Source organism: Planktothrix prolifica NIVA-CYA 540 (genome assembly GCF_963864145.1).
Lineage (GTDB): Bacteria > Cyanobacteriota > Cyanobacteriia > Cyanobacteriales > Microcoleaceae > Planktothrix > Planktothrix agardhii.
This window is the reverse complement of the sequence record NZ_CAWLTW010000001.1, coordinates 2286607-2306215: the sequence shown is the minus strand read 5'-3', so window position 1 is coordinate 2306215 and position 19609 is coordinate 2286607. Positions and strand designations below refer to the sequence as shown.

At 38.0% G+C, this 19609-nt stretch carries 17 protein-coding genes; 13 read left to right on the top strand and 4 right to left on the bottom strand.

Annotation, left to right across the window (positions count from 1 at the left end; all coding sequences use genetic code 11):
• The first annotated feature begins 128 nt into the window (after nucleotides 1-128).
• Both AC559H_RS10615 and petP read left to right on the top strand, forming a co-directional pair.
• Nucleotides 129-341 (top strand): hypothetical protein, encoded by a 213-nt coding sequence (locus tag AC559H_RS10615; RefSeq protein WP_026794544.1) that lies wholly within the window; start codon nucleotides 129-131, stop codon nucleotides 339-341.
• Nucleotides 342-424: 83 nt separating this feature from the next.
• Complete coding sequence (petP, locus tag AC559H_RS10610) at nucleotides 425-631, top strand: cytochrome b6f subunit PetP (protein WP_026788853.1); 207 nt, start codon at nucleotides 425-427, stop codon at nucleotides 629-631.
• 198 nt (nucleotides 632-829) lie between these two features.
• Here the strand turns inward: petP and AC559H_RS10605 are convergent, their stop codons facing one another.
• The gene (locus tag AC559H_RS10605) at nucleotides 830-1318 is read right to left on the bottom strand and encodes a DUF29 domain-containing protein (protein WP_026788854.1); all 489 of its coding nucleotides are present in this window, start codon (nucleotides 1316-1318) and stop codon (nucleotides 830-832) included.
• A gap of 107 nt (nucleotides 1319-1425) precedes the next feature.
• Between AC559H_RS10605 and AC559H_RS10600 the strand changes: the two genes are divergently transcribed.
• Nucleotides 1426-2520, top strand: coding sequence for a Get3/ArsA fold putative tail anchor-mediating ATPase NosAFP (locus AC559H_RS10600; protein WP_026788855.1), 1095 nt, complete (start codon nucleotides 1426-1428; stop codon nucleotides 2518-2520).
• Between the two features lie 230 nt (nucleotides 2521-2750).
• Here the strand turns inward: AC559H_RS10600 and AC559H_RS10595 are convergent, their stop codons facing one another.
• Nucleotides 2751-3143: a hypothetical protein gene (locus tag AC559H_RS10595; protein ID WP_026788856.1), complete on the bottom strand. Its 393-nt coding sequence runs from the start codon at nucleotides 3141-3143 to the stop codon at nucleotides 2751-2753.
• Nucleotides 3144-3399: 256 nt separating this feature from the next.
• On the opposite strand from AC559H_RS10595, the gene AC559H_RS10590 reads away from it, so the two are divergent.
• The 3 genes from AC559H_RS10590 to AC559H_RS10580 all read left to right on the top strand — a co-directional run bounded on the left by AC559H_RS10590 (nucleotide 3400) and on the right by AC559H_RS10580 (nucleotide 8052).
• The gene (locus AC559H_RS10590) at nucleotides 3400-6444 is read left to right on the top strand and encodes an MFS transporter (protein WP_026794543.1); all 3045 of its coding nucleotides are present in this window, start codon (nucleotides 3400-3402) and stop codon (nucleotides 6442-6444) included.
• Nucleotides 6445-6549: 105 nt separating this feature from the next.
• The gene (locus tag AC559H_RS10585; RefSeq protein ID WP_026788858.1) at nucleotides 6550-7035 is read left to right on the top strand and encodes a Crp/Fnr family transcriptional regulator; all 486 of its coding nucleotides are present in this window, start codon (nucleotides 6550-6552) and stop codon (nucleotides 7033-7035) included.
• A gap of 45 nt (nucleotides 7036-7080) precedes the next feature.
• Nucleotides 7081-8052 carry a bestrophin family protein gene (locus AC559H_RS10580; protein ID WP_043937957.1) on the top strand — a complete coding sequence of 324 codons (972 nt, stop codon included), beginning with the start codon at nucleotides 7081-7083 and terminating at the stop codon, nucleotides 8050-8052.
• Between the two features lie 212 nt (nucleotides 8053-8264).
• On the opposite strand, the gene AC559H_RS10575 is transcribed toward AC559H_RS10580, so the two are convergent.
• Complete coding sequence (locus AC559H_RS10575; protein WP_026788859.1) at nucleotides 8265-8603, bottom strand: DUF4870 domain-containing protein; 339 nt, start codon at nucleotides 8601-8603, stop codon at nucleotides 8265-8267.
• A 119-nt stretch (nucleotides 8604-8722) separates the two neighbouring features.
• Here AC559H_RS10575 and AC559H_RS10570 point away from each other — a divergent pair, with 119 nt between their 5' ends.
• On the top strand, nucleotides 8723-9823 hold the full coding sequence (locus tag AC559H_RS10570) for a nucleotidyltransferase domain-containing protein (RefSeq protein ID WP_026788860.1): 1101 nt from the start codon (nucleotides 8723-8725) through the stop codon (nucleotides 9821-9823).
• Nucleotides 9824-9929: 106 nt separating this feature from the next.
• On the opposite strand, the gene AC559H_RS10565 is transcribed toward AC559H_RS10570, so the two are convergent.
• Entirely contained in the window at nucleotides 9930-10892 is a 963-nt protein-coding gene (locus AC559H_RS10565) for an aldo/keto reductase (RefSeq protein WP_026794542.1), read from the bottom strand.
• 69 nt (nucleotides 10893-10961) lie between these two features.
• On the opposite strand from AC559H_RS10565, the gene AC559H_RS10560 reads away from it, so the two are divergent.
• The 6 genes from AC559H_RS10560 to AC559H_RS10535 all read left to right on the top strand — a co-directional run bounded on the left by AC559H_RS10560 (nucleotide 10962) and on the right by AC559H_RS10535 (nucleotide 19442).
• Entirely contained in the window at nucleotides 10962-11543 is a 582-nt protein-coding gene (locus tag AC559H_RS10560; RefSeq protein WP_026794541.1) for a DUF1802 family protein, read from the top strand.
• Nucleotides 11544-11904: 361 nt separating this feature from the next.
• Complete coding sequence (locus tag AC559H_RS10555) at nucleotides 11905-14280, top strand: dynamin family protein (RefSeq protein ID WP_026794540.1); 2376 nt, start codon at nucleotides 11905-11907, stop codon at nucleotides 14278-14280.
• Between the two features lie 6 nt (nucleotides 14281-14286).
• A complete protein-coding gene (locus AC559H_RS10550; protein ID WP_026798494.1) occupies nucleotides 14287-15108 on the top strand; it encodes a hypothetical protein in 822 nt (273 codons plus the stop codon).
• An 11-nt stretch (nucleotides 15109-15119) separates the two neighbouring features.
• On the top strand, nucleotides 15120-16583 hold the full coding sequence (locus tag AC559H_RS10545; protein WP_237746357.1) for a dynamin family protein: 1464 nt from the start codon (nucleotides 15120-15122) through the stop codon (nucleotides 16581-16583).
• 22 nt (nucleotides 16584-16605) lie between these two features.
• Complete coding sequence (locus AC559H_RS10540; RefSeq protein WP_237746356.1) at nucleotides 16606-17445, top strand: hypothetical protein; 840 nt, start codon at nucleotides 16606-16608, stop codon at nucleotides 17443-17445.
• Between the two features lie 398 nt (nucleotides 17446-17843).
• Nucleotides 17844-19442, top strand: coding sequence for a YcjF family protein (locus tag AC559H_RS10535; protein ID WP_026794536.1), 1599 nt, complete (start codon nucleotides 17844-17846; stop codon nucleotides 19440-19442).
• The last annotated feature ends 167 nt before the right edge of the window (nucleotides 19443-19609 follow it).

The window sequence follows — 19609 nt, the reverse complement described above, 5'->3', positions numbered from 1 at the left end:
ATTTAGAATAAAAGGTGAGATTCATCACATTAATTGGTAATAATGATCACAAATAATCTTGATAGATATTGCGGAAATCTCAAGCTAGATCGTGAATACTTGTAATAGGTTCTAAAAAATATAATTTTATGAATAACAATAACTCTGATTCCAAAGAATACCCCGTACCAGAATCCCAAGAAAAACAATTAGATGCGATCGCTAAACTAGCAGTTTTAAGTTTAACCTGGTCTTTAGCGGGTCTATCCCCAAAAAATAGATCCAGTGCCAACCCCAAAATAGCCACCCCCAATATCCATATTAACTTGTCTGGACTCAAAGATGGGGTTTTTCCCTCTTAGTTGCCCATTTTTTCGATAATCTGGGGCAAGGACATATTAAACTAAATTGTGAATTGGTTAATACCCCAAGGAGAACACCGGACGTGGCAATCGAAATTGGTCAAAGAGTCAAGATTCGTCGAGTTATAGAGCGAGTCCCTGCCGATATTATCGCTCAACTCAAGCAAAATCCTTTTGGAACTGTCAAAGGCTTCAAAATGGTAGATGGGAGTGGAGTCGGTTTTATTGTCCAACTCGATAATAAAGCAGCAACTTGGTTCTTTGAAGATGAACTAGAAGTTTCTCGTTAATATTCCCCTATGGTGGGGACGGGAAATATTAAGAGGATGATCTGCAAGTTTGGCTTCGGGCTATTATGGATCATCCTCTTGATTTTTGGAAATTGTCGAAATGTCATTCGCTTCTATAGCAATCCTATTTAAGTTGTAATATTTTTTGAAATTTAATCCTTGTGGTAGGGGCAATTCATGAATTGCCCCTACCACAACCTATTGAGGATTGCTATATATATGACTATTATCGGAATCGGGTAAATAATCAATATTCAGTGTTTCTTCAATAGAAAATGGACAATTTTCAGGAAAAAAAGAACGGGGTAAACCTGTTTCTGCGGCTGCTAATTTTTTAGCACCTTGATAACATTGTATAAAAATATTTTCTAAAAATGGCTTGAGACTGGGACTGTTTTCGAGTGCATCTTCAATCCTTTGACGATGCTCAATGATTGTATATTGCCAACTATTAGAACGTTTTTCTGGCTGAAATCTATATTTCAGTAAGTGCATTAATAAAATCCTCAGATTACTTTTTAAGGCATTTTTATCATTTTTTCCCATACTGTCTAATTCTTCAATTAAATTTTGACAATCTAATTCTTCAAAATGTTTGCTTTCTAGCAATTGAATCGTTTGCTGTACCCATAAATGGAAATCTTGTTCATAAAGTTGGTTGAGTTTGAGTGATAATTCAGAGTTCATCAAATTAGCTCCTTGATGAGTTGAAAATATACCGGATTGCCGTATACCTATTCTAATTGATTTGTTGTAGGATCAAGTTTCCATAAACGAGATTAGGAAAATCATAAATGGCCTTAACATTAACATTTTTGGGCAAGGGGGGTACGGGTCGGACAACACTGGCGATCGCAGCCGCTCAACAATTGGCCGCCAGTGGGAAGCGGGTATTATTAGTCGGACAAGATGGTAGTCCCGCCTGGAATATCCTACTAGAAACGGAAGTGGGGTGTGATCCAACGGAAATCGCCACCCATTTAAAAGCCGTACAATTGAAAAGTGCAGTTTTACTCGAACGCAGTTGGGAAGAAGTAAAAAAGCTGGAAAACCAATATGTTCGTACCCCGTTTTTTAGGAATGTTTATGGTCAGGAATTGGGAGTTTTACCCGGGATGGATAGTGCCCTGGCCCTCAACGCGATTCGCCAATATGATGCCAGTGGCGAATATGATGTAATTGTTTATGATGGGTTAGCCAGTCAAGATACCCTGAGAATGTTAGGAATGCCAGAGATTTTAAGCTGGTATTTACGCCGTTTTCGGAATGTATTTATGGAGTCGGATTTGGGAAAAACCCTCTCTCCTTTTGTACAACCGATTGCCAGTAGTATTCTGAATATTGATATTTCTGGGGATACTTTTGCCCAACCAACTCAAGACATGAATAATATCTTGGAGCAAGGGAAAACGGCGGTATCCGATCCTCAGCGAGTGGCGGCTTATTTAGTTAGTAATCAAGATGAAGTGGCGATCGCCACAGCCAAATATTTATGGGGAAGTGCCCAACAGGTGGGACTCACCGTGGGCGGGATGCTATTAAACCAAACATCCCTAACAGAAGCAATTACAGAGGCATTTGATCCGTTAAAAGTCAGTGTAATTCCCCCACGTTCGGGTCAAAGTTGGCAACCTCTGATCGAGTCTTTACCTGATTTTACCCAGGCTGGGTTAGCGCCAAAACCAATTAGTATTGATGTGGCACAACGCAAGGTTAGCCTGTTTCTGCCCAGTTTTGATAAAAAACAAGTCAAGCTAACCCAATACGGCCCAGAAGTCACGATAGAAGCCGGAGATCAACGGCGGAATATCTTCCTTCCCCCAGCCTTAACCGGAAAACCCGTAACTGGAGCCAAGTTTCAAAACGGTTATTTAACGATTAGCTTTTAATCAGTTATCAGTCATCAGTTAACAGTTATCAGTTATCAGTCATCAGTTATCAGTCATCAGTCATCAGTGCGATAGTTAATCGTTAACTATTAATTTATTCATCGAAAAACAAACCACTATCACCAATTACCTATTCGTAATTCGTAATTCGTAATTCGTAATTCGTAATTCGTAATTCGTAATTCGTAGTTCGTAATTTCCCATTACCCATTACCCATTACCTTAAATTATTAATAGGGTTCAGAGGAAGAAGAACGGGGTGAAGGTTCTACTTGAGAATCTATAGTTTGATTATTTAAGTTTAATTTTTCATTAATTGTCAGGGATATTCCCAGGAACAAAAGACTGCTAATAATCGCTAAAAGTGGTAATCCTTTCGTTAAGCTTAAATCTCGTAGAATTCGGGCAAGGGGATGACTTTGGCGTCGGAGCATTTGGGCAACGGCACACTGTTGGAGGCAAAAGGGATCTCGCACATAATGACCACTGTGACTCAGGACAAAATTGGTATGGCAGTGAGGGCAAGTAAAGAGTCCACCTAACATTCCAATTGAGGGCAAAATGCTAGTATGATGGCAAATTGGGCAGGTAACAGAATGGGTGTTAAAGGTATCTGCGTTCATAATAACTGGACTCAAACGTAGAAAATTAAAGGTTTGTGGAAGCTTGGGCACATGGCAACAGCTTGGACAGTGAGTTATCTTCGTTGCTTTCTATTACTTCTAGTCTACCTCTAAGGTAGGAGAGTTTATCAAGGAGAAACATTAATATTTGTAGAGCAGAAACCACCAACCCTCAACTCCAACTCAAGAGGGGCGATAAATCAGTTAAACTTTATTCAGAGATTTTGATCATCACAAAAAGGGGTTTGGGCATCGCATGGAAAAACCAGTCAGTGGTTCCGCTATGCTGGGACAGGGGGTGCTGCGGGGACTGAATCTCCGTCAGGAAGAAGTAGAAAGAACCCTACTGATGTTTTTGGTCTACACCTTAGCGTCCGTGGGGTTAATTTGGTTAGAACTCAGTACCGTGGGTTTATTCCTGGATGAATACGGCGCTGATAAATTACCCTGGATCTATATCGCCAGTGCTGGGATGGGTTCAGGCTTGGGCTTTGTGTATTCATCGCTGCAAAAGGTTTTTCCCCTACGTCAAGCGATTGTCATTATCTTTGTGATCATGGCAATACCCCTATTTTTATTTCGTTGGGGACTAGGATTATCCGATATCAAAATATTAGGGTTAAGTCTTCAATTTATCACCCTATTTTTAATGTGGTTATGGGTGGAAGCCTCTTATGTTCTCAACGACTTAAATAATGCGATTACCGCCAACCAACTGTTTAATATTCGAGAAATTAAACGCACCTATCCAATTATTAGTAGTGGATTTCTAGTCGCTGGGGTAATTAGTGGGTTTTCCCTTCCCCTACTATTAAGAGTGGTGGGACTGAATAACGTCACTTTGGTTTCCGGGGTGATGGTACTCCTAGCCGCCGTAATTTTATTTTATCTATCCAAACGCTACGGTCAATCCTTCCCCGACTCCACACGCTGGACACCGGAAGATGAAGAACAAGAATTTAGTACCCGCAATCTCAAGGGCCCGGTGTTGGGTTATGTAATTCCCCTAGTCTCGTTTTTTGTTCTAGCAGAAGCCCTATATGTATTAGTCGATTTTCAATTTTTTAGTCAATTAGAATTTCAAAGCGATACGGCTGGAGCCAGTGGGATTGTTAGCTTTCTGGGAATCTTTGAAGGGATTTTGAGTGTGGCTCAAGTCCTAACTCAGTGGTTTGGGTCTAGCCGATTAGTTGAACGCACGGGAGTCTTTGTCACCGCCATTGTTTTACCCGTTGGGGTGATTATTTTAGGAACTATATCCTTGATTGGCGGAATTACCGGGATATTTTCTGTTTTTATAGGATTTGTGATCCTGCGATTTTTAGATGAATTATTCCATTACACCTTAATTGAAACCACCGGAGCCGTCCTGTTCCAACCATTGCCGGATCACGTTCGCAGCGATATTCAATCAATGGTAAACGGGGTGTTTGAACCGATGTCCACGGGGGTGACGGGGGTACTGATTTTAATTACCCTCTGGATTTCGCGGTTGATTTTTCCCGAATCGACCCAAACCCAGTTACAAACTCAACAGGGATTAATGTTCGTCGGTCTGATCATCCTCATGGCCTTCGTCTGGTTATTTGTGGTTTGGTTAATTCGCGCCCAATATGTGAGTTTATTGGTTCGGAGCGCCGAACGGGGGCGGCTGAGTGTGTCGGATATTGATATGCCCCAACTCAAGCGGAATGTGGTGGAAACCTTGAAGAAACCCGGAGAAGAAGCCGATAAACGCTCCTGTATTGAACTTCTGAGTCAACTGGATGCCAAAAACGTCGGTGAAACTTTGGTTCCCCTCCTGGGTAGTCTTTCCCCAGGGTTACAGCGTCAGAGCTTGGAAATTATGCTCAATCACCCCAATCCCGCCTATTTGGAGGAAATCCGAGCTTTTACCCAAGGGACTTTGGCCCCGGAAGTCCTGGCCCTGGCTTTGCGATACCTGTGGTTAACCGAAACCAGTCCCGATATGGAACAGTTGCGCCCCTATCTCCAACCCCAGGTTGATCCGGTGGTGCGGGGAACGGCCGGGGCCTTGATTTTGCGTCGAGGCGATCGCGAACAAAAGGCCGCCGCCACTAATACCATCCGGCGGATGATTACCAACGGCCAAGAACGGGAGCGGGTGATGGGAGTCCGCGCCCTGGGAGAAGCTGACTATTTACAAGGACTGCGGCTCTATCTTAACGATTTATTACAGGATGAATCCCTGCGCGTGCGTTGTGCATTATTAGATGTGATCGCCTCTACCCATTTGGAAGAATACTATCCTTCTTTAATGAAAGCTCTAGCCTATCGTTCCACAAGGGATACGGCTTTACAGGCTTTAGTGAGATTAGGAAATGAGGCAATTCCTTTATTAATCCAGCAAGCTAGTGATATCTATAAACCGGATTTGGTGCGGTTACAGGCTTGGACAGCCCTCGGCGAAATTGCTACTACCGAAGCCCTGGATACTTTGATCGGTGAATTGATGATTTCCTGGGGAACTACCCGACGCAATATCCTGAGAATTTTGCTAAAAATTCCTCAAGATGCTGGAATTGAAGGAGTATTAGATCGGGTCGGACGCACCGGGGTAGAAATTTTAATTGAGCAGGAATTAATGTTCATCGGTCAGATTTATGCGGCTTTGCTGGATTTGTCCCTAGAAACACCTATGCTGTCGGACTCGGAAGATGAAGATTCAGATACCTTTGATCCCTTCGATCCGGTTGTCCCTGATATTCATGCTCCCCAACAGTTATTAAAACGCGCCCTGGAAGGATTAGAAATTGATGCGGTCGATCGTTGCTTTTTGTTAATGAAGTTTTTGTATCCCCATGACTCCATTCAAGCAGCATCCTTTAATGTTCAGTCAAATTCTTCAGATAATGTGGCACGGGGGTTAGAAATTATTGATAATATTGTTGATATTGCCCATAAACGGGCATTAATTAGCATTCTCGATCAGCACTCTAAATTAGAGAAATTGCAAAATTTATCCGATTTAGTTAGCTATCAACCCCTGAAACCAAGTGATCGCCTACGCCGTTTATTAGAGTTACGTCATTTTCTCTCGGACTGGGCCTTGGCCTGTTGTTTCCATGTCGCCAAAAGCTCCCGATGGAGTTTAACGGCTGAACAAGCCCTGATGTGCTTACGTCATCCCACCGGGTTTGTTCGAGAAGCTGTCTTAGCATATCTAAAGATTGCATCTGAACGGGCTTTGATAGAATTATTGCCAATGCTACAAAATGATCCCGATCATTTAGTCGCAAACCAAGTTGAGGAGTTAATGATGCAGCTTGGAGTTAAGTAGGGATGAAAGGTGTAGAGTCCGGAACACAGAAGTTAATGATTTTCCCCCTGTTCCCTGTTCCCTGTTCCCTCCTAGAAATGAATTTTTTAATTTTTTAGTAAACCTATGTTAACTAGCGTTGAACGCCTTTTATTTGTCAGGGGTGTCCCGATTTTTAAAGAATTGCGAGACGATTTTTTAGTCCGTCTAGCATCGGTTATGGATGAATTATCCTTTCCTAATGAACATAGTATTTTTACTGAAGGTCAAGAAGGACGGGCGCTTTATATTGTGGTTTCTGGACGGGTACGAGTTCACATTGGCGATCGCAATTTAGCTGAATTAGGAAAGGGGACTTGTTTCGGTGAAATGTCTCTATTTGATGCCGAACCTCGCTCCGCCACCGTCAGCACCCTAGAAACCTGCGAATGTTTAATATTAACCCAAATGCAACTCTATGATGCCATTGATGAAACCCCCGGAATTGCGATTAATATTATTCGTTTATTATCTCGACGCATTCGAGAACTAAATCAAAAATTAAACCCTCCTACCTCTCCCCCGACCGTCGAGGGTAATAAAGTTATTGAACTGCGACCGTCGGCGGGATAGTCTGTTAGTAGGAATTTTCTGGAGGATAAACGTTCAAAAACTTATATGTCTAATCTCGAAAAAAACTGGTTTCAGTTAACACTCCGTATCCAAAATTCCGTAATTCCAGCCATCATGCCCCGTGTGATTTTATGTACAACATTGGGCATTATTATTTCTCTGTTAGATCATCAGAATTTACCCTTACCTACCGAAGTATTTAGTTATTTTATTTTTCCTGATTTGGTTCTAGGTTTATTATTAGTTTTTAGAACAAATACAGCCTATGATCGATTTTGGGAAGGTCGAAAACTCTGGGGAACTTTAGTTAATACCGTTAGAAATTTTGCTCGTCAAATCTGGTTAATGGTTCCCGAAAAAGAGGTTAATGATACCGCTCATAAAATCGCCACATTAAAACTATTAGTTGCTTTTGCCGTAGCCACCAAAATTCATTTAAGGGGAGAAAAAGTTAATTCAGAAATTGAGGCTTTAACTTCTTCAGAACAGTATACAAAACTGCAAACCATGAATCATCCCCCTCTGGAAATTGCCTTTTGGATTGGAGATTATTTACAGGATAAAAATAAACATCATCACCTTCATATCTACCAATTAACAGCTTTATATAAACTCTTAGATACCATGGTAGATGTTTTAGGAGGTTGTGAGCGAATTTCAAAAACTCCCCTGCCTTTAGCTTATCAAATTCATCTACAACAAATTTTATTAATTTATTGTTTGATTTTACCGTTAAAAATTGTCAATAATTTAGGACTATTTACCGGGTTAATCGTAGCAATTATGACGTTTACCCTATTGGGAATTGAAGAAATTGCCCGCCAAATTGAGAATCCTTTTGGTTATGACGAAAATGATTTACAACTGGATGCAATTTGTCAAACAATGTTAAGAAATATTCAAGATTTAATTTCTCTCCCCCCCAGTGTTCAGAATTATGAACAAGAAATTAAATCTAAACTTAATGATACAGCAGTCGCCCAGGAATTTAGGACTCCTACCGATTCTGAAACCTAAACTTGTACTCCTTCAATTCCCCATTACCCATTAAGTAGTTACACAAAATAAATTACCTAGTTGAGAGAGGGAACACCGGAACAGCCCCCCCAAACCCCCCGTGCACGGGGGGCTAGGGGGGGAGGGAACAGGGTGGAGGATGTGTAATTAATTTTGTTTAGGTACTTACCCATTACCCATTACCCATTACCCATTCCCTATTCCCTATTCCCTTAGTCTTGAATAATTCTAAAAATGAAAGGATAGGAATAGGGTTGATCAGGATTAGAAACAACAGAAACAATGGCCAGAATGGGCATGACTAAACTAAAAACCCCCAAAATCACTAATAAAGGAAACCCAATTAATAAAAAAGTCAGCATTCCAAATACAAACGCATAAACATATAAATTAATATGAAAGTTTAAGGATTCTCTCGCATTGGCTTTGACCACGGAATCTTTGACTAAAAATAAAATAGCAATGGGAATCCCAATGGCGACTAAAGTAGCACTAAAGAAGATTGCGCCATGACTCAGTGCCGATAGAATCAGTCGTTTATCTCGTTCCATGAGGATCACTCCTTAAAGGGTAATTGACTTATTATATCAACTCCGGATAACATTTGTGTTAGACCCAAATTAAATTACAACAACAATAGCAGAACGCACTTTATTTAATTTCTGTCCTTATGAACCGTTTAGAGATTGAAAACCGGACAATTTTACTGGCGTTAACGGGTTCCAGAGGTTATGGACTGGACACCCCTGCTTCTGATTATGATTATCGTGGGGTATTTATTGCCACTGAACCCTATTATTTGGGATTTAATGTTATTGAACAAAAAGATCGGGGTTGGGAGACAGAACCGACAGAAAAGTTCCCCTTTTTATCTAAAGATACTTGTTTATATGAATTAAAAAAATTTCTGAAACTCTTAATTGATAATAACCCTAATATTTTAGAATTATTATGGTTTAAAGACTATGTTCATCTGACGGAAGTGGGAGAACGATTGAGAGAACATCGTCAGATTTTTTTATCTAAAAAAGTCAAACAGACCTATTCTGGCTATGGCTATGCTCAAATTAAAAAGTTAGAATCCCATCGTCGTTGGTTATTGAATCCTCCAACGGAGAAACCGACGGCGGCAGAATTTGGTTTAGTGGAAACACCGCCCTTAACCGTTAGTCAAATGAACGGTTTTTTAGAATATTTATATGGGTTAGTTCGCGATCGCATTGAATTTTTAGAACCCACCCAAGAACTTTATAAACTGCTAACGGCGGATATTGATTTTAAAGGAGTTTTAAAACAGTATCCCTTACCAGAATCTACTTTAGAAATGACTCAAAAGTTGTCTAATTCTTCTAATGATTTTATCCAATTATTGCAGAAAAGTCAACAGTATCAACGGGCTTGTCGAGAATACCAACATTATCAGGATTGGAAAAAAAATCGCAATCGAGATCGGGCTGAAATGGAGGCAAAGGTCGGATATGATTGCAAATTTGCTATGCAAGCAATTCGGCTATTAAAAACCGGAATTGAGGTCTTAGAAACCCAATCTTTAATTGTAGACCGTCGAGAAACTGGAGATGCGGAGGAATTATTAGACATCAAAAAAGGGAAATATTCTTATGATCAGGTGATGGAAATTGCTAAAGGTTTGTATGAGAAACTCGACCAAGCAGCAGAAAATTCTACCTTGCCAAAACAGGTAGATGCGGAAGTTGTGAATCAACTTTGCATTGAATTAGTATCTCGGCAAGGATTTGGATCACAGATTTAAGGGGATTTCACAGATTTTAATCTGTCTCTTAATCAAGTTGAGGGCAGGGTTAATGTGCGTAATTTTCTTAAATCCGTGATGGGGAATGGGTTAAGAATATCACCTTTTAAAAATTCCACATCACCGGACTATCATCTAAATAATCAGTAACAGTTCGTCCGATTTTATCAATTTCTGCAATATCTTCGGGCGAAAGAATAATCTCAGTTGCCAGAGTATTTTGTTGGGCTTGTTCGGTATTTCTAAACCCAATAATTGCGTTAGTTTGAGGTTGAGCAATTAACCAAGCGATCGCTAATTGTCCTAAAGTACAGCGATAAACTTCAGCAATGGGGCGTAATTTGTCTAAGGCATTTTGTACCCGTTGATAATGGTCTTTATCAGCAAAAAGTTTATTTTTAGAACGATGATCTCCTTCGGCAAATTGATGATTAAAACCGAATTTTCCCGTTAATAATCCTTGGGCTAAGGGAGAATAGGCTAAAATCGAAATATTCTGTTCAATGCAATAGGGCATGGCATCTTTTTCTACCTTTCGCCAGAATAAAGAATAGGGGGGTTGTAGACTTTCTATTCTTCCATATTGGGCGGCTTCCTCTAATTGAAAACGAGAAAAATTAGAAACACCAATAGCTCGAATTTTGCCCTGTTCTTTTAAGTGATTTAAAGCCTCCATAGTTTCTGCAATAGGAACAATTTCTGAATTCATAAATCCAGAAGGCCAATGAATTTGATAGAGATCAATATAATCGGTATTCAGATTTTTTAAAGATCGTTCACAGGCTGCAATCACTTGATCATATTTTAAATGATTGGCAAAAACTTTACTCGCATAAACCACTTGATCTCGAACATCCGATAACGCTTGGGCGACGATTTGTTCCGAGTGTCCTTCCCCATAAATTTCTGCGGTATCAACAGTGGTAATACCCGCATCAAAGGCGGCACGAATAGCCTTAATAGTTTCTGCGTCTTCAATTCCCACCCACATCCGTTTTCCCGCTTGCCAAGTTCCAATTAAAATTGGAGTAATTAAAATATCAGATTGACCCAGAGTTCGTTTTTCCATGTTAATTTTCCCAGTTGTAGGTTATTATTATATATAATTTTAGCAAAAATTAGCATCTATAGTTAAATCATGGAAACCGTAACAAATTATGCTTTAAAAGAATGGGATATTGCCATTCAAGCCTTAGAACTGGGTGAAACAATTATGTTATTGAGAAAAGGAGGAATTCGGGAACATGGGGGAAAATTTAAGGTAGATCACGATAGAATTCTACTCTATCCTACCTTTGAACATCAAAAACCCACTTTATTAAAACCTGAATATGCGAACCTTGTGCAACCTGTTGCTTCTGGTTGGCATCCTGAAACCGTTAAAATTAGTAGTTTTGCTGAAATTACTCATATTTTATCATGGAATAATGCTCAAAATGAATCTTTAATTAATTTCTTAATAAAATATCATATTTTTAATCAAGAATTTGTGCGCGATCGCCTTCAATTCAAACCCGATCAACCCCTTTATATTTTATTATTGAGAACCTATAAACTTGAGAAAGTTTATAATATTCCTTATCATTCAAGTTATGGAGGATGTCGTTCTTGGATTGAGTTACAAGAAATGATTCCTTTAACCCATAGTAGACCTGTTTTAACTCAAGAAAATTATGATCAACAAGTATCAATTATCCATCAAATTCTTCAACCCTCGTAGTGAACCCTTCAGGGTTCTATTCCATATTTTTTAAGAAAGCCCTGAAGGGCTTACTACGGGATTCCAACCCTCGTAGTGAGTCCTTCAGGACTCTATTCTTCTTAAGAAAGCCCTGAAGGGCTTACTACGGGAGATGGTGCTGAAGGGCTTACTATTAAATCTGTAACTCCGGGTTGCAATGCAAAGTGATCCTGATTTTTGTCCCAAGCTCAATTGTAAAGAAAGTTATATCTTATCCTTACAGCTATAGTCTGCTCACTTTGAGCTATAATTGAAGAGTCGGGCTGTGATTCCTCGATGAGTTGTGGCTCAATTATGTTATTTAAGATACATATTTACTATCACCAGCAGGATTGGACACATGGGTAAACAATTAGACAAAATTTTTGGCAAAGTAGAATCCAAAGCTCAAGAGCTTAGTGAACACTGGAATAATTTTGCTACAGAAATTTCTGGATATTTACCAGAAACATATCAACCTGAAATACAAGAACTTTCTAGGAAATTAGAGGACGCTTTAAATCATTTAATTGATCAACTTCGTAATCCTACTTTGGTTCTTGCAACTACAGGAACTACCAGTAGTGGCAAAAGCACCTTGGTAAATTTGTTATGTGGTGCAGAAATTGTTCCTGTAGCCGTCAGTGAAATGAGTGCAGGAGCCGTTACTATTGAATATAACCCGGAAAAATCTTTAATTATCCATGAAACACCGGGCGCATTATGGGAATGTGGAGAATGGAAAGGTATTACTGAAAAGCAAGTTTATGATCGCTTAAATCAAGTGATGATAACTTATATTGATAATCGAGAAAAACAACCGAATTTAGCTTGTCCGCAATCTACAATCTTTTACCCTTTTAGACTTTTAAAAGAATCTCAACTACAACTTCCAGAAGGAACAAGGGTAAGGATTTTGGATTTACCTGGTTTGGCGTATGTGGGTGATCAAGGTAATGCAAATATTATTAGACAGTGCCGTGAAGCATTGTGTATTGTAACATATAATAGTGCAGAAACAGATTCACAAAAAGTAAAAAGCTTGTTGCAAGAAGTTGTACAGCAGGTAAAAGACTTAGGGGGTTCCCCTGCGCGGATGTTATTTATTTTGAATCGCATTGACGTTTTTAGAGCCGATAAAAATTGGCCAGAAACAGAAAATCGCTTTATTGAAAATACTATCTACAGTATTAAAAATGAATTAACTGATCACTTAATAGAATATACAGAATATATTGAGAATTTACAGGTCATTAAACTGAGTACATGGCCTGCTTTACTAGCCCTTCAGATCCAAAATAATGATGATGTTTTAAGTGCTGAAGCGTGTAGAACAGCACGCAACTATTTTTCTGGATTAATTGAAGATGTATTAGATGATTTGCCAGGTAATGTACAAAAATGGTCTGGCCATGATCGAATCAGAGTTTCTAAAGCATTATGGCAACAATCTTATGCAGAGGAATTTCAACAGAATTTAAAGGAACATATTACTCAACACTTTCCCCAGTTAGTAATACCGCAAGCTATAGAACAATTTAATGTAGCTGCTGGAAATGCCGTAGCGGAATGGGCTGTACAAACAACAACAGCTATTCTTAATAGTTCAAAAAAAGAATACCAGCAGGAATGCGAGAATATATTACATATTAGGTTGGCGATTGAGCAATTTCTTGAAGAGAACGATAAAAATTTGAGACAGCCATTTGAAGAGATAGATACGGAAATCAAAAAAATTTTTGCAGGTAAATCAAAAAATGATGCTTTGTATCAACTTCAAATCACCATTTCAAAAATTAATGAAAAAAAACCCTATAATGAATTAGGAAATAAATTAAGGCCTCTTTTTGCATGGCGGCAAGAATTAAAAAAAGGGATCAACCAAGTTTTAGAAGCAGTAGGAACGTCTTTAGATAGTGGAAAAGTAAACTTAGACAATCCTAACCTAAAAAGAGCAAGCTTTTCCCATATCAAGCCCCTAGAAAATAACTTAAAACGGCTAATAGGTTTAGGATATACAGCTTCTATTGCTAAAAACGGTGAAACAATACAAGCTAAAACAGATGATGATAAAAAGAAACTTTCCCAAATCAATCAAGAGTTAAATGAATTATCTATCCATCTTAATCATGTTATGGAGGATGTATTAAACAAAATTTCTAGTCAAGAAATAGAGAGAATTTATGAGGCAGTGGTTGAGCTTTTAAATTGCCATTTATCCCATTTAGAAAAAGGTGTTAATGATATTGCACCTAACATAATAATCAGGTTCCCTGAGTCTCAGCTAAACCAAGTTAAAAGAGAACTTTTATTTAGGTTAAACTGTGAATCTGGGTTTTCAATTAAAAAAGAAACTTGGAAGGAAGAAACTAGAAGTTTTTTGTACTGGTTTTGGTTGATCGCAAAATCCGAAACACGATCTAGTGATAATGCTACAATTCCCAGCACTGAACAGCTTCTCAAAAACTGGAATGATCAGCTACAACTAGCTGAATCAGAGATAATTAAAGAAATGATCAGTTGGTTACTCGAACAAATTGATTATCTCAACAAAGATGTTAAGAAAATTCAAAATGATATTTTTGACCGCTATCAGACTAGACTAGATAAAGCTCACCAAGAAATTACTTTAGATTATGAAAAGCAAAAAAACGTTTGGCAACCAATGGAACGCAAAGCCCAAGGATTAGCAGAGGAATTTACTATTTTAGGAAAACTATTGAGAAAGGAGGACTAAATTAAAGTGGCAAATGAGTATTTGGAAACCCTGTATCAAAATGTTTTTGAGCAAGTGTATCCCCAGATCAAAGATCATAAAAACGGTGTTTTATACAAAGTAATATATATCTTACTTGAGGGGCAAGAATCAAAAGCAGATGAGATTTGCACTGATTTAAGGATTAAAGATAATGCTTCACGAGAGGATGATCGAGATCAAATTAATTCCTTCATACCCCCATCGCATCTCTCCTCAGATCCATTTTGTAATAATTGGCTTGATTTTTCTAATTTGTTTAAAAATATTATTAATCCAGATATGGTAATACTTGCTTGGATTGTGATTATAGCCTGCTCACTTGTTGGATTCCTTGTCTGTAGCCAATACATAAATAAACGTAAACAAAAGCCAACAGGTAATACAACAAAGCTGCAACCTTCTCCGTCTTCACAAGAGCTTCCACCAATTACTGCTGCTTTATGTCTTGTTGTTCAAGCCTCTGTATTTATTGATTTAAGGAATAATTATCCAAATGCTTTGGAAGATAACCGCCTAAGCTGCTATGATGTCAAAATGCTCATAGATTATTCCTCACATTTTTTATGTATAGGAGTTGAAGATGTTGCATCAATAGAGGAGCATTTAGAAATAACAAGAGAAGAAATTCCCAATGATAGCAACCAAGAAGTTTATATACGAATTCACATTAGTAATGGGCAAAATATAATAGGAAAAGAAGTTCCTTACATCCTCAAAAGAGACTTACCCTCTGATGGAAAACGAATTATTCAACGGAGGGTAAGTCTAAAAAATCTGTCTGGATTAGAAAATTTTAACCATATTTAAGGAGTCTAAAAATGGATTGGAAAATAGCATCTTCTTACTATGAAGCACGTCTTACCGACGCTTTAAACGTGCAACGACACGCGGTAGATTTAGCTAATTTACCACAAGCACAAGTTCCGCCTCGATTAAAAGACATTCTTTTAGAAGAAGAAGAACCAACTCGTCGCCAACTTGAAAGACTCAAAAAACGTGAGTTTCGTATTGCCGTTGTGGGACTAGAAAAAGCCGGAAAAAGCACCTTTATTAATGCTTGGTTAGAATGTGATTTACTACCAGCAAAAGGAGGACGATGTACCTTTACAACCACCCAAATTTATTCCGTTGAAAATGAGTCTGAACAAAGGCTGGAAGTACAAGCGAGAAACGAAGAACAGTTTATCAATTTACTCAACGAACTTGAAAAAGTAAAAGCGACAGAAGACCTAAATACTATACGCTCAAACGAAATAACTTTACAACAGGTTAGAAAAGAAGGTAATCTGAATTTTCCCTTTACTAGACTGGAAGATATTAGAGATAAACTCAAGAAGTATGTAGCAGATGAAAAATATGCTCATGCTGTTTTAGATGCGAGACTTTATACTAACAAACTGGCTCAGGCTGAAGGGATTGTTTTTTATGATGTTCCCGGTTTAGATTCCGGTTTAGCAAAGCACGTTGATGAAGCACAAGCAATGCTGTCTGACTGTGATGCTGTGATATTGGTACAACGTGATCCTAGTCTCAAAGAGAAAGAACAGGAAATAATAAAATTTACAGAACTTGGCGATAAAAATGTTACTGTTGCTGATAAGCTTTTTGTTTTTTTAAGTCGGATTGATTCATTGGCAACTCCAGAAGCTCTAAAAACACATATTGAAGAAGCATCCCAAGATTGGTTAAGACGCGCAAAACTTCCCCCTCAGCGTATTGTCTCAGGTTCAGCCGGAGCTTACCTAAGCTTGAATAATTTAGCAGGAGAACAGACTAAGTTAGAGATTGGGGATGCTAGTGATATTAAAGCTAAGTTGCAGAAATTAACTGGAATTACTGATGAAGAAACTCTTCGGACAAAAGCAACTGGTATTCCAGTCATTAAAGATAAAATATTTAACTATATTAACACAAAACGGGTTGATATTTTAACAAAAAGATGCGAAGCTTCTATCAATAAAATCATGAGTAGTTCTGAAGAAATTTATCGGATAGTTAGTAAAAATTATCCTGAAAATCCTGAAGAAGCAAAGCTTTTTGAAGAAAATAATCAGCTAGTCTTATTTACAGAGTGGTGGGATCAAAAATGGCAAACTATTAAAGCTGATTTACAAAAATACTATCAAGATTCTATTGCCAATGAATCTTTAGAAAGTTCAGAATCTAAATCATTGGCTCAAATAGAAAAATTTAGAGAGCGATATTTACAAATCGTTGATGTCGAAATGAAAAAACTTCGAGAGGAAACATTTAAAAAGAAAGATACGATTTTTTCTGGCTAATGCTTTTCCAGTCTTTGCTCGAATGAAAGCTAATTTTGCTTGGCGTGATGATTTGTATAGTGATATTACCAAACTTCTTTCTTCAATTGCTCATCAACTTGCTGTAGAACTTAAAGATGAAGCCTTAGAATTAGTTAAATACATGACCCATTTATTATGGGGAAGTAATCAAGTAAAATCCAGACTCATTCAAAATTCAGAGGAGTATTTTTTAGAAAAACTAGAGAATAGCTTAAGTGTATTATTTTTACGCTTTGCTCGTCCTGTTGCAGAGGCACTGATTCGTTGTCCCCTTAAGAGTGATATTCGCCACAAAATTATCAAAAGTTTAGGAGTAGATATTGAAATTATTGATAACTACTATACGGGTGAAGAAATTGCATTTAAAGTCCTTAAAAAATATGCAAAACATGGTTCTGATTTGCTATTTAATCCTGAACTTCGGCAAGAAGTATTAGGAGTTAAAGAAGTAGCGCCACAAATTTCTGATCTATTAAAGCAAATCGTAGCAGATGTTTCTAATGAGCTAGAATTTCCACAAGAAAGAGAAGAAGCTGAAGCGGTAGTTTTTGAGGTACAACATGATATTAATGCGCTTGAGGAATATTTACGCTATGCAATTTTTGATGCAGCAGGTTTTGAGTCCTACTGTATTCAAGAATTAAAAGGTTTAATTGATAGTTTTAGAGATAAAAAAGGGACTTGGAATGGGGTTGCCATCAATGAATGGAGGCAAGGAAATTCACTTCTATTTGCTGAAATTCCTGATAACTTAAAGTCACCAGAATCAAATTTAGAAGTTAGCGAACGATTAAGACAATTATCTATTGCCTTAAAAAGAAATCCTTCACTAGAGGTATAATCATTTGTAGTTTTAATAACTCTAAACCGCAGAATTTATGCGATAGTAAACCCATAAAATTGTTTATTTTACCTAGAAGAAAAAATGTAAAAGTTACGATGAAATGACTTTTTTTTGGAAGCACCGGAAGGTCATCTTCCGCATCTAAATCAACTTGCAAAAGTCATGAAAATGGAATCTAATTATCAGCTTATTTCTCCGAACAATCTCCCCTTGTCTTCTCAAGAAATCAAAGCTAGAACTTTATTTTTTGCCCGAGTTGATACTTGCAAACTGTAGGTTAATATGAGAGTTTAAGAAGGTAGACGGACTTAGGAGCGATGAATTTATCTCCTGGGTTAGTTACTATAGAAATAGATAAATAAAATTGGCTGATTTAAGGTTGGAGCGATCGCATTATGCCCATCTCTCGTTATTTACTTTTAATTTTTGGAATTTGTCTAATTTTAGGCTTAATGATTTGGCTGGTTAGTTCCTTATCGGCTCTTTATAGTCAGGTAATTTGGTCAGCTAATCCTATTTTAGCAAATTTGCTGCTTTTATTGTTAATTATATTGTTAGGATTGGCAATTTTTGCCTTTTTTTATTATACTAGATTCTTCCAAAAATCAGGAAAATCTCGCAAAAAACGGCGACCTTTAAAAATACCTTTAGACAAAATAGAAGCGGCGGAAGCATCCCTCAAATCCGTAGAACAACAGGTAACTCAAATTCAGGACGAAGTGGCTAAAAAAGCCTTATTAAGTCGCTCTCAAGATATGGCTTCAGAATTAGCTAAAGGCAATATTCAAGTTGTTGTATTTGGTACGGGTTCGGCGGGAAAAACCTCTTTAGTTAATGCGTTAATGGGTCGAATGGTGGGGAAAGTTAATGCACCCATGGGAACAACAGAAGTGGGAGAAACCTATCATTTAAAATTAGATGGAATTGACCGGGAAATTTTAATTACCGATACCCCCGGAATCTTAGAAGCAGGAATAGCCGGGTCTGAGCGGGGAAAATTAGCGCGTTCGGTGGCGATGGATGCTAATTTATTATTATTTGTTTTAGATAATGATTTAAGACAGTCGGAATATCAATCTTTACAAGCCTTAGTTGAAATTGGCAAACGATCGCTTATTATTTTAAATAAAAAAGATTTGTACACAGCAGCAGATCAAAATATTATTTTAGCAAAACTTAAAGATAGAGTTAAACTATTTTTAGATGCCAATGATGTTATTTCTATTGCGGCGAATCCGTCATCAATTAAATTAGAAACGGGGGAAATGATTCAACCAGAACCGGATATTATGCCCTTAATTCGACGCATCGCCCTAATTTTAAGAGCCGAAGGAGAAGAATTAATTGCGGATAATATTTTATTACAATCTCAACGGTTAGGAGAAGAAGCCAGACTATTAATTGATAGCCAACGCAAACGGGAAGCTGAAAAAATTGTGGAGCGGTTTCAATGGATAGGTGCGGGGGTAATTGCAGTAACACCTTTACCCGTAATTGATTTAATTGCTACGGCGGCTGTTAATACCCAAATGGTGATAGAAATTGGTAAAATATATGGGTGTGAATTAAATAGCGATCGCGGTCGAGAATTAGCCCTATCCCTAGCAAAAACTTTAGGAAGTTTAGGAGTAGTAAAAGGAGTAATTCAGTTAGTTTCAACCGCCCTACAATTAAATTTAGCAACCTTAGTAGTCGGACGGGCAATTCAAGCGGTGAGTGCGGCCTATTTAACTCGAATTGCTGGTAAAAGTTTTATTGAATATTTCCGCCAAGATCAAGACTGGGGAGATGGAGGGATGACAGAAGTAGTACAACGACAATTTCAGTTAACTCGTCGGGATGAATTTGTAAAACAATTTGTTCAGGATGCCTTTGCTAAAATTATTGAACCCCTGAATTTTAATAATACTGAATTAGAGGAAGAAGAACAACCCATCGCAGCAGATATTAAACCGTTATTAAAGCGTTATTTAGATGATTGGGAAGATGAGTAATCAGTAATCAGTCATCAGTTATCAGTTATAGCAAGAGGCAATAGGGAATAGGCAATCTCGCTATAGGTAAATACTTACTGTGAGCAGCTTTTAGCCTTCAAGAATGTCCTAATAGATGTGGCGACTGCTATATCAGTTTAGGAGTGATCAGTATTCCCTATTCCCTC